The following is a 14,382-nucleotide window of genomic DNA, read 5'->3' on the forward strand; positions in this document are numbered from 1 at the left end:
ACACTCCACCGGTCGAGGTGGGCGTGCGCGCGGCTGTCACCCGCGTCAGGCGCCGGGCGGCGGGGGCAGGGGACGGCCGTCGGGGCCGATCGGCGGCGGGCAGGGCTTACCGTCGGCGCCGGTGGGCGGGGGCAGCGGCTTGCCGTCCACACCCCGCGGCGGCGGCAGCGGGCGACCGTCCGGGCCGGTCGGCGGCGGCGGGCAGCCGTTCTGGGCGGCCGACGGGTCGAGAGCCTGATGCTGCGCCGGAGCGAGCGGAGCCGCCGCCGCCTGGCCGGCTGTCAGGCCGAAGCCCGCGATCGCGGCGGAGGCGAGAAGTGCGGCCGTAGTGCGTGTCATGCCGAATCCTTGTCTCGAAAGATGTTGTCCGTCATGGGTTTGGACGCTCCGGCGTCGCCGCGGTTCCACCGAACCGGAGATGTGAGTCAGTTCACAGCCGAGCGGTGGTGAGGACCATCGTGGCGTACGGCATCGTGAAGCTGCCGCCCATCGCGTCGATGGCCTCGCCGACGCCCGCGAGCACCTGATCCACCACCTCCGCCGGAGCTCGCGTCAGCGTGCCCTGGGTGGGCATCTGATCCAGCCACTCGTCACGGGTATAGCGGTGCTCCCAATCGAAGCGCCACCGCTGCACGTCACCGAATCCGCCGGCGTCGCGAATTCCGTTGGCGGAGTCCAGAAGTATCGGCTCGTAGGGGTCCACCGCCCGGTCGGCACGGGCCGGCGGACGGAAGGGCGAATCCGGGAGCAGCCGGCGGTAGACCTCGGCGAAAGCCTCGGCCACGGCGGGCGGCAGTTCGAAAACGTGCCAGAACAATGCCAACCGGCCGGACGGGCGCAACGCTTGCGCCGCCTTGCGCGCACCCTCGACCGGATCGATCCAATGCCACGCGGTGCCGGACACCACCGCATCGAAGACGCGCCCGGCCGGATCCCACTCCTCCAGCCGGGCCACCTCCACTCGCAGTCCGTCACGTCGCGCGAAGTCGGCCATCCGGGCGTCGGGTTCGACGCCCAGTACGGTGCGGCCCGCGGCACGGAACTGCCGCGCTTCGATACCGGTTCCGCAGCCGACGTTCAGGTAGTTCGGACCCGGGCTCGCCGCGATGATGCGGTCGATCATGGCTTGCGGATAGGGCGGGCGGGTGCGGTCGTAGCGGGCCGGATCGATGCCGAAGGATTCGCCGGTCGACCGGCGCTGGGCGGGCGTGATCGCCGGTGCGGGCGGTTCGGTGGAGGACATGCGGCAACGGTAGATCGGACGGAGACATTCGTCAACCGAAGGTTGACGATCAAGTACTCGTCAACACATAATTGACGCGAGTTGTCGTGTCGTTGCTCGTGCCCGCGGCCCTCACCGTCCCCACGCGAGGGTTATTCGCGTCGTCGCGAGGAAATCCGCCGTCAGTTCGCGCAATGCCAGGAACTGCCCGCCCGTCCCGTATTTCCTTCGCAGACTTCCGAAATCGGTGAACGCGGCCGCGGCGGCGATCTGATTGGAGTCGGGAATGCGGGTCGGGAACAACCGCGGCAGAGTGCGATTGGCCTGCAGGATCTCCAGGGTGGTGCGGTGGACCGCGGACGAACGTCGGTACTTGGTCACCACGACGCCGAGCTCCTCCAGCGGATCACCCCAGCGTGCGGCGAGGTGGCGCAGATGCGCCTGCACCGGCGGAATTCCGTAGGTGGACATGATGTCCGGGATGGTGGGGATCAGGTAACCGTCGGACAGACGCAGGCCGTTCTGAGTGATCGGGCCGAGATTCGGCGGGCAGTCGACGAGGACGTAGTCGTAGTCCTCGAGCACGCCCGACAGCGCCCGAGCCAGCACCGCGGTGGGTTCGCCCTGCCGCAGCGCGGGCATCTCGTCCTGCAGCGCAATCAGTTTCGGCGAAGCGGGCAGCAGATCGACGGTGGTGACCGCGTGCATGGGCGACACTTCGTGCTGAATCAGCGCGCGCACATCGGGGGCGGGCCGCCCGGCCAGCGCGGCGGCGAAGATCGCGGCCAGGGTGCGGTCACCGGAATCCAGTTCCATCGCGCGGTTTTCGCCGACCATCATCGCGGTGAGATTGGCCTGTGGATCCAGATCGATCAACAGGACCCGCTTGTCGAATTCGGCGGACAGGATCTCGGCCAGCGCGGCCGTGGTGGTGGTCTTACCCACCCCGCCCTTCAAGTTGAACGTCGCCACCACGTACGGGCGCGAGCGCCCCGGCGTACGCTCGGCCTCCCAGATCCGTTGCGGCCGTTCCAACCGCAGCACACGGCCGGCCCGGGTGCGCCCCAGCCAGTCGAATCCGTCCTCGTCGGCCGCCGAATTCGCCGGCTGCGCCGCACCGAGCGGACCCACGACCTCGACCGATCCCGTGCGCTGCCCGGATGTTGTCTCGCTTCGTAACTCCACCAGCCCGAGACCCTCCATTCACACCACCGTCGGCACGGTGCGCTACACCTTAATGATCGACACGCCCTGCGGCACTGCACGACACCGGCCCGCGAGGCGGAGATTCGATGACTTTTCCTGGGATATTGCACGTTCGGCGCGGCGTCCGGCGAAGATACCGGAGTGCGAACGAAATTCTCTTCCGAACTCGCGGCGCTCACCGACGAGCTCGCTCATATGGCTCGGTTGGCACACGAGGCGGCCGAACGCGCCGCGGTGGCGATCGAGAACGCCGATCTGACCGCTGCCTACGAGGTGTTCGCGCTGGAGGAGAGAATCCAGGCCGAGCACGCCAAATGCGAGGACCGGTCGGTGATCCTGCTCGCGCTCGAGGCGCCCGTCGCGCGGGATCTGCGCAATGTGGTGACCGCCATCCAGATCGCGGAGGATCTGTCCGGTATCGCGGGCGGGCTCAGCCGGGTGGCCGACGGTGTGGTACGGAAATTCCCGGAACCCGTGGCGCCCGAGGACATCACGCATCAACTCTCGGCGATGGCCGCGGCCCTGGTCGATCTCACGGCCGCGGCCATCGCGGTGATCTCGGCCCAGCAGGTGGAACCGGACACCACCCTGATTCCGCCGGATCCGGCGATCGAACAGCTCCAGCAGCACCTGCTGCGCGCGGTCGCCGACGACGGCTGGCAGCACGGCAACGCGATGGCGGTCGAAACGGCGCTGCTGGCACACCATTTCGAGCGCTGCGCCGCACACTGCGTGCGGATCGGGCGGTTGATCCGGTTCTTCCACACCGGCGTACCGCTGTCGGCGCAGACCGGCGAGGAGTGAGCGAAACCTCCACTCCGCCGCCAGCACGAACTCCCGCACCGGACTCCGTAGTGGCTACGGATTCAGGCCGTACCGGCAGAGGGTCTCGGCGCGAGATAGTGCGGTGCCACCGCATCGACCAGCCAGACTCCGTTGCCGGTGCGGTAGAACGAGTGCCCGTCGCGATACATCCGCTCGGCCGCGACGTCGAAGACCACCGGGCGACCGTGCCGGCCACCCACCGTGCGTGCCGTTTCCACATCCGCCGACAGGTGGACCGCATGCCGGCGCATCGGACGCAGCCCCTCGGCCATGATCACATCGACCAGGTGCTCGGCCGTGCCGTGGAACAGGATCGGCGGCGGTTCGACCGCGGTGTAACCGAGCTCGACCGGAATGGAATGTCCCTGCCGGGCGCGGATCGATGTGCCGCTCTCGTCGAATTCGTAGCGCTGCTTGTTGTTTCGGGCGACCACCGCGTTCAGGTCGTCACGAGTGATCGTCGTTCCGGCAGCGTCGGCCTGCCGCAGCAGGATGTCCACCGGCACCCAGCCGGCCGCGTCCGGTTCCAGGCCGATTCCCTGCGGATCGTGCCGCAACCATTTCGACAGGCGCTTCGACAAGCGCACCAATTCTCTATCGTTCATAGTGGTTCCCCACCACAATGACATGGCGACCCGCATCGGCACCAACGAATTCCGCGCGGCGGGCTCCCGTGGTGTTCGGCCGCGGAGTCGGGCCCGGCAGGCTGCCGCTCGCGATCGCGCCGCCCCCGGCAGTGTCGACGCCGGCGGCCGCGGTGGCCTCCGCGGTGACGCGCGGGCTGCCGCCTCCGGACGCGTCGCTCCCAGCAGCATCGACACCTGTGTCCGCAGCGGCCTCCGCGGTGACGCGGGCTGCCATCTCCGGCCGCGTCGCTCCCGCCGGGGCCCCGAGCCCCACCCAGTAACCTGGGCGCATGACAGCTGTTGCAGATCGTTCACTCGGCCCGGAACTGGCACGTACCGAGAGCATCGGTCCCGATACCGATGTCCTCGTGGTCGGACTTCTGTCCACCGACGACGGGCCCGTGATCGCCGCGGCCGACGTTTTCGACGCGGTGCTCGACGCCGGCACCCGGGAGCAGTTGCTGGCCTCGCTGCTGGCCGTCGGCGCGAAGGGTAAGGCCGAGGAACTGACCCGGATCCCGGCGCCGGACGGGCTCGGCGCGACCAGCGTGCTCGCGGTCGGACTCGGCGGACGTGAGGCGCTGGACGCCGAGCAGATCCGCAAATCCGCCGGTGTGGCCGCCCGCTCGCTCGCCGGCACCGCCACGGCCGTCACGACGCTGTCCGGACTGGATCTGGGCGCCGCCGCCGAGGGCTTCTACCTGGGCGCCTACACCTTCACCACGTTCAAGTCCGAGAAGTCGGCGCCCAAACCGGCCGAGCGGCCGCTGCAGCGCGTCGAATTCCTCGTTCCCACAGCCGATTCCGGCGAGGACGAACTGTTCCGCGCCCAGGCCGTCGCCGAGGCGGTGGCGACCGCGCGAGATTTCGTCAACACTCCCCCGAACGCCCTCTTCCCGGCCGAGTTCGCCGAGCGCGCGGCCGAATTGGCGCGGGCGGCCGGACTCGATGTGGAGATCCTCGACGAGAAGCAGCTGGAGGCGGGCGGTTACGGCGGCATCGTCGGCGTCGGCAAGGGCTCCTCGCGCCCGCCGCGGCTGATCCGCATCACCTACTCCGGCGGGGATACGAAGGTCGCCCTGATCGGTAAGGGCATCACCTTCGACACCGGCGGTATCTCGATCAAGCCGGCGGCCAATATGGAGAATATGACCTCCGATATGGGTGGCGCCGCGGCGGTCATCGCGACGACCCTGGTGGCGGCGCGCCTCGGGCTCCCGATCACGGTCACCGCGACGGTGCCGATGGCCGAGAACATGCCCTCGGCAACCGCGCAGCGTCCCGGTGATGTGCTCACCCAGTACGGCGGCACCACGATCGAGGTCATCAACACCGACGCCGAGGGCCGGCTGATCCTGGCCGACGCGATCGTGCGCGCGGGCGAGGACGACCCGGACTACCTGATCGACGTCGCGACGCTGACCGGCGCGCAGATGGTCGCACTCGGCACCCGCACCCCGGGCGTGATGGGCACCGAGGAATTCCGCGACCGGGTGGCGCGGCTGTCGCAGGAGGTCGGCGAGAACGGCTGGCCGATGCCGCTGCCCGCCGAATTGCGTGCCGACCTGAACTCGAAGGTCGCCGATATGGCCAACGTCTCCCCGCACCGCTGGGGCGGCATGCTGGTCGCCGGAACCTACCTCAAGGAATTCGTGCCCGAGGGGGTGCAGTGGGCGCACCTGGATGTCGCGGGCCCGGCCTACAACACCGGCGGGCCGTTCGGCTACATCGGCAAGGGCGGCACCGGCGTTCCCGTGCGCACCCTGGTCGCCGTGTTGACCGATATCGCGGGCGAATAAGCGGCACAGCACAATTCGGATTCCCGGTCGGCGGCTATCGGACGTGTGGCCGACCGGGATCTGGTCAGCGCATCACCCGGACCGGTTCGGCACCGACGCCGGCGCCTGCCCGACCGCGGTGTGCGCGCCCGACGCCTCACCACGAGCTGAGCGCACGCCAGTAGACCGGCGCTGGTGTCGACGGCCGCCGTCGCGATCCTGCTGACGCGAATTCCAACTATCGGCCCCCACTCGGCCCGAAGCTCCTACTCCGCGGACAGATCCCGCAGATCGGCCTCCAGCGCGCGCTTGCGCTCGATGCGTTTGCGGGCGTCGTAGTCGCGCATGCGCTGCGGGTAACCGGTGCGACCGACGTCGTAGACGGGAACCCCCAGGCGGCTCGACAATTGGCGCGCACCGCGCTCGCCCACGACCCGGCGTGTCCATTCCCCATCGGCGGCGATAAGAATCGCTGTGACATCGGTCACTGTCGTCTTGGGTTCGATATACGCCTCGACACCCACATGCGTGCGCACCCAGTCGGCCAGATAACGAATATCGGAGGCGTCGGCGCCTCTGCCCGCGCGGCCGCCGCGGAAACGATCGAGCAACCCCACGGCCGCCTACCTCCTGGTCGAATGTCGGGTGCGTGCACTCCCGATCCATCGATAGTGCCAGCTGTCGGGCATTTCGGGCGCACGCCCAGCTCCGTCGAGGACACGGTGTCCGATCCCCGCGGTTCGGCGCGGGGTGTCGAACCAGACACGCCGAGCCGGACGATCGACATCGGGGCAGCTCTCCGCAGCGGCGCGGATGCTGTGATGTCGCCACGGGCCCGCCGACCGCCCGCCCTGTGGTACGTATCGCAACGGCGAGTGCAAGGATGGAGAACCGGAACAAGAACCGCACGGATCTCCGGTGCCACAGGAATGTTCGGTGGCAGTCGGGTGCTCGCCGCGACCCGCGGCGCGCCCCGCCGAGAGACGAACTGTTGTGAACCCGTCGAGCAGTTAGAGGAGTCAACGGACATGGCCTTCTCCGTCCAGATGCCAGCTCTTGGTGAGAGCGTCACCGAGGGCACTGTGACCAGGTGGCTGAAGCAGGAAGGAGACACGGTCGAGGTCGACGAGCCCCTGCTCGAAGTGTCCACCGACAAGGTCGACACCGAAATCCCGTCCCCCGCAGCGGGTGTGCTCACCAAGATCGTGGCCCAGGAAGACGACGTCGTCGAGGTCGGCGGCGAACTGGGCGTGATCGGCGACGCCGGCGAGGCGTCCGGGTCCGCACCCGCCCCGGCACAGGAGGCACCTGCCCAGCAGGCACCGGCCGAATCCGCCCCCGCGCAGGAGGCCCCCGCGCAGGAAGCGCCCGCGCAGCAGCCCGCCCCCGCCGCGCAGTCCGGTGGTGCCGCCGACGGCACGTCGGTGAAGATGCCGGAACTCGGCGAATCCGTCACCGAGGGCACCGTCACCCGCTGGCTCAAGCAGGTCGGTGACCAGGTCGAGGTCGACGAGCCGCTGCTCGAGGTCTCCACCGACAAGGTCGATACCGAAATCCCGTCGCCGGTGGCCGGCACGCTGCTCGAGATCAGCGCGAACGAGGACGACGTGGTGTCGGTCGGCGGTCAGCTCGGCGTGATCGGCAGCGGCTCGCCCGCCGCCGCGCAGTCCGCGCCCGCCCCGGCTCCGGCGCCCGCGCAGCAGCAGGCACCCGCCCAGGAAGCGCCGGCTCAGGAAGCTCCCGCTCAGCAGGCCCCCGCCCAGCAGGCGCCGCAGCAGCAGGCTCCTCAGCAGGCGCCGGCCGAGCAGAAAGCGCCCGCGCAGCAGGCTCCCGCTCAGCAGGCGCCGGCCCAGGCCGCGCCCGCCGCGTCCGGTAACGGCGAATCCCCCTACGTCACCCCGCTGGTCCGCAAGCTGGCCCAGGAGAACAACGTCGATCTGTCGACCCTGAAGGGTTCCGGCGTCGGCGGCCGCATCCGCAAGCAGGACGTGCTCGCGGCGGCGGAGGCCAACAAGGCCCCGGCCGCTCCGCAGCCCGCTGCCGCGCCGGCCGCTGCCGCCGCCCCCGCCGCGCCGTCGGCTCCGGCCGGCGCCCGTCCGCAGTTGCAGGCACTGCGCGGCACGGTCCAGAAGGCCAACCGCATCCGGCAGATCACCGCCACCAAGACCCGCGAATCGCTGCAGACCACCGCGCAGCTGACCCAGACCCACGAGGTCGACGTCACCAAGATCGCGGCGCTGCGGGCCAAGGCCAAGAGCGCATTCGCCAACCGTGAGGGCGTCAATCTGACGTTCCTGCCCTTCTTCGCGAAGGCCGCCGTGGAGGCGCTGGGCGTGCACCCCAACGTCAACGCCTCCTACAACGAGGACACCAAGGAGATCACCTACCACTCCTCGGTGCACCTGGGCATCGCGGTCGACACCGAGCAGGGTCTGCTGTCGCCGGTGATCCACAACGCCAGCGACCTGTCGCTGGCCGGCCTGGCCCGCGCCATCGCCGATATCGCCAACCGCGCCCGCACCGGCGGCCTCAAGCCGGACGAGCTGGCCGGCGGCACGTTCACGATCACCAACATCGGCAGCCAGGGGGCCCTGTTCGACACTCCGATCCTGGTGCCGCCGCAGGCGGCGATGCTGGGCACGGGTGCGATCGTCAAGCGCCCGATCGTGATCTCCGACAACGGCAGCGAGTTCATCGGCATCCGCTCGATGTGCTACCTGCCGCTGACCTACGATCACCGCCTCATCGACGGCGCCGACGCCGGCCGCTTCCTGACCACCATCAGGCACCGGCTGGAGGAGGCTGCGTTCGAGGCCGACCTCGGTCTGTAAAACGCTGCGCGACATGACGATTCGGTGACGACATGAAGGTTGTGATCGCCGGTTCGTCCGGACTCGTCGGGACGGCGCTGGTCGCCGCGCTGCGCCGGGACGGGCACGAGGTGGCCCGCCTGGTGCGCCGTCCCGCCGCGGCCGAGGACGAGTTCAGCTGGGATCCGGTGCGGGCGCAGGTGCCCGCACCGGCCCTGCGCGCGGCCGATGCCGTGGTCAACCTGTGCGGCGCCGGACTCGGCGCGCGGCGCTGGAACGGCAGTTACAAACAGCAGCTGCGCGACAGCCGCATCGGCCCGACCGACGTGCTGGCCACCGCGGTCGCCGCCGCCGGCGTGCCGACGCTGGTGAACGCCAGCGGCGTGCATTTCTACGGCGGCGACACCGGCGACCGGGTGATCACCGAATCCGATTCCGCCGGAACGGGTTTCCTGGCGACGCTGTGCCGGGACTGGGAGGCCGCCACCCAGCCCGCGGTCGATGCCGGGGTGCGGGTGGTGCAGGTGCGCAGTGCGGTGGTGCTGTCTCGCCACGGCGGCATGCTGGCCCTGTTGCGGCCGCTGTATTCGATCGGCCTGGGCGGGCGCCTGGGCAGCGGGCGCCAGTATCAACCGTGGATCTCACTCGACGACGAGGTCGCCGGCATCTCGTTCGTCCTGACCACCCCGTCGGTGCGCGGACCGGTCAACATGGTCGGCCCCGCGCCGGTGACCAATGCCGAATTCAATCGCGCGCTGGGGCGGGCGCTGCATCGTCCGGCGCCGTTCATCGTGCCCGCCGTCGCCTTGCACGCCGCGGTCGGCGAATTGGCTCAGGAGGCGATCCTGCGCGGCCCGCGCGCGATTCCCACCGTCCTCGAGGACGCGGGCTACACCTTCCGCCACGAAACCATCGGGCAGGCGCTGGCGTCGGTGATCGACTGAGCGGGGTGCCGAGCGGTGGGTGAAACCGCTCACACCTGCACGGACACCGCTCGCGTTCGAGCCCGATCGGCTCGCCGCCGCCGAGGGTTGCGGATAGTTTGAGGCGGTGACCGATATCCAGTCGGGTGGACCGCGCATTCGCGATGCCGAGGAACGCGACATCCCCACCATCCTCGCCATTCACAACGACGCCGTGGCCGAGACGACCGCCATCTGGGACACCCAGCCGGTCGACCTCGACGATCGCCTGCACTGGTGGCGTGACCGGGTGGCCGCCGGATATCCGGTGCTCGTCGCCATCATCGACGGTGAGGTGGCCGGATATGCCAGCTACGCGCAGTGGCGGCCCAAATCCGGCTACCGGTACTGCGTGGAGAATTCGGTGTACGTCTCGGAGCGGTTCCAGCGCCGCGGCGCGGCGACCGCGCTGCTGACGGCCCTGCTGGGGCGGGCCGAGGAGTCCGGACGGGTGCACACGGTCATCGCGGCGATCGAAACCTCCAACAAGACCTCGATTCTGCTGCACGAGAAGTTCGGCTTCCGGATCGTCGGCCAGCTGTCCGAGGTGGGTCACAAGTTCGGCGGATGGATGGATCTGACCTTGATGCAGCGCACGCTGCCGGGCCCGATTTCGGCGGGCGTAGAGTCGTTCGAGTGACCTCCGTCGATACCCCGACATCGAACAGCGGCACGGCACACACCGCCGCGCCGACCACTTCGTCCTCCGATTCCCTGGTACGGGAATCAGGCGGTCGCAAATTGCTTCGTATCGAGGCACGCAACGCGCAGACCCCGATCGAACGCAAGCCGAAGTGGATCCGCACCCGCGCCACCATGGGCCCCGAGTACTCCGAACTCAAGGGCCTGGTCAAACGTGAAGGGCTGCACACGGTCTGCGAGGAAGCGGGCTGTCCCAACATCTTCGAATGCTGGGAGGATCGTGAGGCCACCTTCCTCATCGGCGGCGAACAGTGCACCCGCCGCTGCGATTTCTGCCAGATCGACACCGGTAAGCCCGCCGCGCTCGACCGCGACGAACCGCGCCGGGTGGCCGAGAGCGTGCAGGCGATGGGTCTGCGGTACTCGACGATCACCGGTGTCGCCCGCGACGACCTCGACGACGGCGGCGCCTGGCTGTATGCCGAAACCGTGCGCGCCATCAAACGACTCAACCCGCACACCGGCGTGGAGTTGCTGATCCCCGATTTCAACGCCGAACCCGATCAGCTGGCCGAGGTGTTCTCCTCGCGGCCGGAGGTGCTGGCGCACAATGTCGAGACCGTGCCGCGCATCTTCAAGCGGATCCGTCCGGCTTTCCGCTACGAGCGATCGCTGGCGGTGCTGACCGCGGCCCGCGAGGCCGGTCTGGTCACCAAGTCGAATCTGATCCTCGGTATGGGCGAGACCCCCGAAGAGGTCACCCAGGCGATGCGTGACCTGCACGAGGCCGGTTGCGACATCCTCACCATCACCCAGTACCTGCGGCCCTCGCCGCGCCACCATCCGGTGGACCGCTGGGTGAAGCCGGAGGAATTCGTCGAACATTCCCGCGTCGCAACCGAACTCGGCTTCGCCGGCGTGATGGCCGGTCCGCTGGTGCGCTCCTCCTACCGCGCCGGCCGGTTGTACGCGCAGGCGATGGCGCATCACGGGCGGGAGATCGCACCGGAGATGGCGCATCTGGCCGCGGAGGGCTCGGCGAGTCAGGAGGCGAGCTCGGTTCTCGCCCGATTCGGCAGCTGAATCGAATCAGCCACCTCGTAGCGACCGGCCGAATTCGCCTTCGGCCGGTCGTTCGTTGCGTCCGGGGTGCGGATTCACCACGGATGGGGTGCGGATCCCCGGAACGGGTGACACAGCCGCGCGCCGGTGGGAAGCTCGAAGCAACCGCACGTGTCGACTCCGGGAAGTGAAGAGACATGGCCGAGAAAGCGAGCACCGCCGCCCGTAACAGTTCCGTCGGCAGAGTCATCGAGGCGTCCCAGCCCGACGGTATCCGCAATGTGGTCCTCGTCGGGCACACCGGCTCCGGCAAGACCACGGTGGTGGAGGCACTGGCCATGGAGGCCGGGGCGCTCACCCGAGCCGGCCGCGTGGAGGACGGCACCTGTGTGTCGGATTACGACGATATCGAACAGCGACAACACCGCTCGGTTCAGTTGTCGGTGGTGCCGGTCGCCTGGAACGGCATCAAGGTCAATCTGATCGATACGCCAGGATACGCCGATTTCGTCGGCGAACTACGGGCCGGTCTGCGAGCTGCGGACGCGGCCCTTTTCGTGGTCTCGGCCGCCGCGGGCGCCGACGGTGTGGACGGGCAGACGCTGACGCTGTGGGAGGAATGCGCGCACGTAGGAATGCCGCGGGCCCTGGTGATCACTCATCTGGACGCGGCCCGCGCCGATTTCGATCTGATGGCCCGGACCTGCGCGGAACTGCTCGGCGACGGCGATTCCGACGCGATCCTGCCGCTGCACCTGCCGGTGTACGGCCCGAAGGGTCCCGACGGGCACCGCCCGGTCACCGGAGTGATCGACCTGCTCACCGAGCAGGTCTTCGATTGTTCCGGCGGGGCGCACACCCGCACCGACGCCACCGCCGAACAGACCACGCAGATCGAGGCCGCGCGCAACCGGCTCATCGAGGGCATCATCGCCGAGAGCGAAGACGAAACCCTGATGGACCGCTATCTCGAGGGCGAACGGATCGACCTCACCACCTTGATCGCGGATCTGGAACGCGCGGTGGCGCACGACCGCTTCCACCCCATCCTCATCGCGGCGCCTCCGCCCGAGGGCACCCGCGAGGGTCTGGGCATGGTCGAGATCCTGGAGCTGATCACCCGCGGCTTCCCCACCCCCGCCGAACACGCGGTCGCGGCACGCTGCCCGAGCAACGGGGCGGCGCCGCAGGCACTGTCCTGCGATCCCGCTGCGCCGCTGGCCGCCGAGGTGATCCGCACCGCCTCCGACCCGTATGTGGGCCGGGTGTCGCTGGTGCGCGTATTCTCCGGCACCCTGCACGCCGACGACACCGTGCACATCTGCGGGCACAACGACGGCAACGGGCACGATGTCGACGAGCGGGTCGGCGCGGTGACGGCGCCGTTCGGTAAACACCAGTTCCCGATCGGCCAGGCCATCGCCGGCGATATCGCCTACGTCACCAAACTGGGGCACGCCGAGACCGGAGATACCGTGTCGGCCAAGGATTCTCCGCTACTGATCGAACCGTGGCCGCTGCCCGAACCGCTGCTGCCGGTGGCGGTGCGCGCCCACGGCAAGGCCGACGAGGACAAGCTCTCGCAGGGCCTGTCCCGTCTGGTCGCCGAAGATCCGACGGTGCGCCTGGAGCAGAATCCGCGCACCCATCAGCTGGTGCTGTGGTGCCTGGGCGAGGCCCATCGCGATGTCGCGCTGGAACGGCTGCGGTCCCGGTTCGGGGTACAGGTCGATGTCGACGAGTATCGGGTGGCCTTGCGAGAAACGTTCGCGGGCAAGGCTTCCGGGCACGGACGGCATGTCAAGCAGTCCGGTGGCCACGGCCAGTACGCGATCTGCGATATCGAGGTGGAACCGCTGCCGGAGGGTTCCGGGATCGACTTCGTCGACAAGGTGGTCGGCGGCGCGGTGCCACGCCAGTTCATCGGCTCGGTGGAAAAGGGCGTGCGCGCGCAGGCCGAGCGCGGGGTCGCCGCCGGCTATCCGCTGGTCGATGTGCGGGTGACCCTGCTCGACGGGAAGGCGCATTCGGTCGACTCCTCCGACGCGGCGTTCCAGACCGCGGGCGCGCTGGCCCTGCGGGAGGCGGCGGCGGCCGCCCGGATCGATCTGCTCGAACCGATCGCCGAGGTGCGGGTGACCGTCGCCGACGATTTCGTCGGCACCATCCTCGGCGATCTGGCCGGCCGGCGCGGCCGCGTGCTCGGCACCGAACCGGCCACCGCCGGGCGCACCGTCATCCGCGCCGAGGTGCCCGAACTGGAATTGAGCCGCTACGCCATCGACCTGCGCTCACTCTCGCGCGGCGCCGCCCAGTTCGACCGCAGCTATGTGCGGCACGAACCGATGCCGAGCCAGATCGCCGCGGACCTGCGCAGTCGCAGCGAAGCCCCCGTCTGAGGCGAGCGTCGCACCCGTTCTGCGGCCCGTGCGGGGTAGGTCCCGCTCGACCACTATTCTGAGAGGTATGGCAGCAGGTAAGGGCGGCACACCGTCGAAGGAAGCGAAGGCCGCGGCGAAGGCGGCGCGCAGGCAGGCGTCGAAGGAGCGGCGTCAGCAGCTCTGGCAGACGTTCCAGATGGTGCGCAAAGAGGACAAACTGCTGCTGCCGCTGATGATCGGCGCGCTGGTCGGCATCACGGTGGTGCTGTTCCTCATCGGCTTCCTGTTCGACATGCAGTGGTTCCTGCTGCCGGTCGGCATTCTGCTGGGCGCGCTGGTCGCCTTCATCATCTTCGGGCGCCGGGTGCAGAAGAACGTCTACACCAAGGCCGAGGGGCAAGCCGGTGCGGCCTGGTGGGTGCTGGACAATCTGCAGGGTAAATGGCGCGCCACCCAGGCCGTCGCCGCCACCACCCAGCTCGACGCCGTCCACCGCGTGATCGGCCTGCCCGGCGTGATCCTGGTGGCCGAGGGGTCGCCGCAGCGGGTGAAATCGCTGCTGGCGCAGGAGAAGAAGAAGACCGCTCGCCTGGTCGGCGACACCCCGATCTACGACATCGTGATCGGCAACGAGGAGGGCCAGGTTCCGCTGAAGAGCCTGCAGCGCCACCTCACCAAACTTCCCCGCAATATCGACGCCAAGCGGATGGACCTCATCGAGGGCCGCCTCACCGCCCTGGCCACCCGTGGCGGACCGGCCCTGCCGAAGGGCCCGCTGCCGGCCGGCGCGAAGATGCGCGGTGTGCAGCGCACCATCCGCCGCCGCTGACATATTCGGCACGACCGTCTGCGCGCGATCTGCCGCAGG

The 14,382-nt window shown here is 69.3% G+C and carries 13 protein-coding genes; 8 read left to right on the forward strand and 5 right to left on the reverse strand.

The window, feature by feature from the left end; genetic code table 11:
* Nucleotides 1-45 precede the first annotated feature (45 nt).
* The 3 genes from NMI01S_RS19945 to NMI01S_RS19955 all read right to left on the reverse strand — a co-directional run bounded on the left by NMI01S_RS19945 (nt 46) and on the right by NMI01S_RS19955 (nt 2,425).
* The gene (locus NMI01S_RS19945) at nt 46-339 is read right to left on the reverse strand and encodes a hypothetical protein (RefSeq protein ID WP_062999305.1); all 294 of its coding nucleotides are present in this window, start codon (nt 337-339) and stop codon (nt 46-48) included.
* Nucleotides 340-430: 91 nt separating this feature from the next.
* Nucleotides 431-1,243, reverse strand: coding sequence for a class I SAM-dependent methyltransferase (locus tag NMI01S_RS19950; RefSeq protein ID WP_062999307.1), 813 nt, complete (start codon nt 1,241-1,243; stop codon nt 431-433).
* A gap of 111 nt (nt 1,244-1,354) precedes the next feature.
* Nucleotides 1,355-2,425, reverse strand: a complete 1,071-nt coding sequence (locus tag NMI01S_RS19955; RefSeq protein WP_157126270.1) for a ParA family protein — start codon at nt 2,423-2,425, stop codon at nt 1,355-1,357.
* 144 nt (nt 2,426-2,569) lie between these two features.
* Here NMI01S_RS19955 and NMI01S_RS19960 point away from each other — a divergent pair, with 144 nt between their 5' ends.
* Nucleotides 2,570-3,232 carry a phosphate signaling complex PhoU family protein gene (locus tag NMI01S_RS19960; protein ID WP_062999309.1) on the forward strand — a complete coding sequence of 221 codons (663 nt, stop codon included), beginning with the start codon at nt 2,570-2,572 and terminating at the stop codon, nt 3,230-3,232.
* Nucleotides 3,233-3,294: 62 nt separating this feature from the next.
* Here NMI01S_RS19960 and NMI01S_RS19965 read toward each other — a convergent pair whose 3' ends face one another.
* On the reverse strand, nt 3,295-3,858 hold the full coding sequence (locus NMI01S_RS19965) for an RNA 2'-phosphotransferase (RefSeq protein ID WP_062999311.1): 564 nt from the start codon (nt 3,856-3,858) through the stop codon (nt 3,295-3,297).
* Between the two features lie 311 nt (nt 3,859-4,169).
* Between NMI01S_RS19965 and NMI01S_RS19975 the strand changes: the two genes are divergently transcribed.
* A complete protein-coding gene (locus NMI01S_RS19975) occupies nt 4,170-5,678 on the forward strand; it encodes a leucyl aminopeptidase (RefSeq protein WP_062999315.1) in 1,509 nt (502 codons plus the stop codon).
* A 245-nt stretch (nt 5,679-5,923) separates the two neighbouring features.
* On the opposite strand, the gene NMI01S_RS19980 is transcribed toward NMI01S_RS19975, so the two are convergent.
* Nucleotides 5,924-6,274, reverse strand: coding sequence for a hypothetical protein (locus NMI01S_RS19980; protein WP_036500046.1), 351 nt, complete (start codon nt 6,272-6,274; stop codon nt 5,924-5,926).
* Nucleotides 6,275-6,685: 411 nt separating this feature from the next.
* Between NMI01S_RS19980 and sucB the strand changes: the two genes are divergently transcribed.
* The 6 genes from sucB to NMI01S_RS20010 all read left to right on the forward strand — a co-directional run bounded on the left by sucB (nt 6,686) and on the right by NMI01S_RS20010 (nt 14,343).
* Nucleotides 6,686-8,488 carry a 2-oxoglutarate dehydrogenase, E2 component, dihydrolipoamide succinyltransferase gene (sucB, locus tag NMI01S_RS19985; RefSeq protein WP_062999317.1) on the forward strand — a complete coding sequence of 601 codons (1,803 nt, stop codon included), beginning with the start codon at nt 6,686-6,688 and terminating at the stop codon, nt 8,486-8,488.
* 32 nt (nt 8,489-8,520) lie between these two features.
* Nucleotides 8,521-9,411 (forward strand): TIGR01777 family oxidoreductase, encoded by an 891-nt coding sequence (locus tag NMI01S_RS19990; protein WP_062999319.1) that lies wholly within the window; start codon nt 8,521-8,523, stop codon nt 9,409-9,411.
* A 106-nt stretch (nt 9,412-9,517) separates the two neighbouring features.
* Nucleotides 9,518-10,069, forward strand: coding sequence for a GNAT family N-acetyltransferase (locus NMI01S_RS19995; protein ID WP_281186728.1), 552 nt, complete (start codon nt 9,518-9,520; stop codon nt 10,067-10,069).
* A gap of 74 nt (nt 10,070-10,143) precedes the next feature.
* On the forward strand, nt 10,144-11,154 hold the full coding sequence (gene lipA, locus NMI01S_RS20000) for a lipoyl synthase (RefSeq protein WP_062999885.1): 1,011 nt from the start codon (nt 10,144-10,146) through the stop codon (nt 11,152-11,154).
* Nucleotides 11,155-11,330: 176 nt separating this feature from the next.
* Nucleotides 11,331-13,532 carry an elongation factor G-like protein EF-G2 gene (locus NMI01S_RS20005; protein WP_062999321.1) on the forward strand — a complete coding sequence of 734 codons (2,202 nt, stop codon included), beginning with the start codon at nt 11,331-11,333 and terminating at the stop codon, nt 13,530-13,532.
* Nucleotides 13,533-13,599: 67 nt separating this feature from the next.
* Nucleotides 13,600-14,343 (forward strand): DUF4191 domain-containing protein, encoded by a 744-nt coding sequence (locus NMI01S_RS20010; protein WP_062999323.1) that lies wholly within the window; start codon nt 13,600-13,602, stop codon nt 14,341-14,343.
* Nucleotides 14,344-14,382: the final 39 nt, after the last annotated feature.

The sequence above is a fragment of the Nocardia mikamii NBRC 108933 genome (assembly GCF_001613505.1).
GTDB lineage: Bacteria > Actinomycetota > Actinomycetes > Mycobacteriales > Mycobacteriaceae > Nocardia > Nocardia mikamii.

Bases quoted from the DNA above. Each gene is read 5' to 3' on its own strand.
- NMI01S_RS19990 (WP_062999319.1), top strand. From the start codon at position 8,521: ATGAAGGTTGTGATCGCCGGTTCGTCCGGACTCGTCGGGACGGCGCTG.
- NMI01S_RS19950 (WP_062999307.1), bottom strand. From the start codon at position 1,243: ATGTCCTCCACCGAACCGCCCGCACCGGCGATCACGCCCGCCCAGCGC.
- NMI01S_RS19975 (WP_062999315.1), top strand. From the start codon at position 4,170: ATGACAGCTGTTGCAGATCGTTCACTCGGCCCGGAACTGGCACGTACC.
- NMI01S_RS19945 (WP_062999305.1), bottom strand. From the start codon at position 339: ATGACACGCACTACGGCCGCACTTCTCGCCTCCGCCGCGATCGCGGGC.
- NMI01S_RS19965 (WP_062999311.1), bottom strand. From the start codon at position 3,858: ATGAACGATAGAGAATTGGTGCGCTTGTCGAAGCGCCTGTCGAAATGG.
- NMI01S_RS19955 (WP_157126270.1), bottom strand. From the start codon at position 2,425: ATGGAGGGTCTCGGGCTGGTGGAGTTACGAAGCGAGACAACATCCGGG.
- NMI01S_RS20005 (WP_062999321.1), top strand. From the start codon at position 11,331: ATGGCCGAGAAAGCGAGCACCGCCGCCCGTAACAGTTCCGTCGGCAGA.
- NMI01S_RS20010 (WP_062999323.1), top strand. From the start codon at position 13,600: ATGGCAGCAGGTAAGGGCGGCACACCGTCGAAGGAAGCGAAGGCCGCG.
- sucB (WP_062999317.1), top strand. From the start codon at position 6,686: ATGGCCTTCTCCGTCCAGATGCCAGCTCTTGGTGAGAGCGTCACCGAG.